1 rRNA gene is annotated in these 1,371 nt (G+C 54.8%); it reads right to left on the bottom strand.

Going from position 1 to position 1,371, the window contains the following annotated elements:
• Positions 1–24 precede the first annotated feature (24 nt).
• Positions 25–1,371: ribosomal RNA gene (locus WFH04_RS18035) — 23S ribosomal RNA — on the bottom strand; the annotation flags it as partial.

The following is a 1,371-nucleotide window of genomic DNA, read 5'->3' as shown; positions in this document are numbered from 1 at the left end:
AAACGGTCGTCTCCGCTTTTCTTATAGGTTAAGTCCTCGATCGATTAGTATCCGTCAGCTGCACGTGTCGCCACGCTTCCACCCCGGACCTATCAACCTCATCATCTTTGAGGGATCTTACTTACAGATGTAAAGGGAAATCTCATCTTGAGGGGGGCTTCATGCTTAGATGCTTTCAGCATTTATCCCGTCCACACATAGCTACCCAGCGATGCCTTTGGCAAGACAACTGGTACACCAGCGGTGTGTCCATCCCGGTCCTCTCGTACTAAGGACAGCTCCTCTCAAATTTCCTGCGCCCGCGACGGATAGGGACCGAACTGTCTCACGACGTTCTGAACCCAGCTCGCGTACCGCTTTAATGGGCGAACAGCCCAACCCTTGGGACCGACTACAGCCCCAGGATGCGATGAGCCGACATCGAGGTGCCAAACCTCCCCGTCGATGTGGACTCTTGGGGGAGATAAGCCTGTTATCCCCGGGGTAGCTTTTATCCGTTGAGCGATGGCCCTTCCATGCGGAACCACCGGATCACTAAGCCCGTCTTTCGACCCTGCTCGACTTGTAGGTCTCGCAGTCAAGCTCCCTTATGCCTTTGCACTCTGCGAATGATGTCCAACCATTCTGAGGGAACCTTTGGGCGCCTCCGTTACACTTTAGGAGGCGACCGCCCCAGTCAAACTGCCCACCTGACACTGTCTCCTGCCCGGATCACGGGCAAGGGTTAGAAGTCCAATACAGCCAGGGTAGTATCCCACCATTGCCTCCTCCGAAGCTGGCGCTCCGGATTCCAAGGCTCCTACCTATCCTGTACAGGCTGCACCGGAATTCAATATCAGGCTACAGTAAAGCTCCACGGGGTCTTTCCGTCCTGTCGCGGGTAATGCGCATCTTCACGCATATTATAATTTCACCGAGTCTCTCGTTGAGACAGTGCCCAGATCGTTACGCCTTTCGTGCGGGTCGGAACTTACCCGACAAGGAATTTCGCTACCTTAGGACCGTTATAGTTACGGCCGCCGTTTACTGGGGCTTCAATTCGAAGCTTCGCTTGCGCTGACCTCTCCTCTTAACCTTCCAGCACCGGGCAGGCGTCAGCCCCTATACGTCACCTTACGGTTTTGCAGAGACCTGTGTTTTTGCTAAACAGTCGCCTGGGCCTATTCACTGCGGCTCTCTCGGGCTTTAACACCCTATCAGAGCACCCCTTCTCCCGAAGTTACGGGGTCATTTTGCCGAGTTCCTTAACGAGAGTTCTCTCGATCACCTTAGGATTCTCTCCTCGCCTACCTGTGTCGGTTTGCGGTACGGGCACCTCCCGCCTCGCTAGAGGCTTTTCTTGGCAGTGTGAAATCAGGGACTCCGGGGACA

Source organism: Sporosarcina sp. USHLN248 (assembly GCF_037144575.1).
Taxonomy (GTDB): Bacteria; Bacillota; Bacilli; order Bacillales_A; family Planococcaceae; genus Sporosarcina; species Sporosarcina contaminans.
The sequence above is the reverse complement of the archived record's forward strand: the minus strand, read 5'-3'. Positions and strand labels throughout refer to the sequence as shown.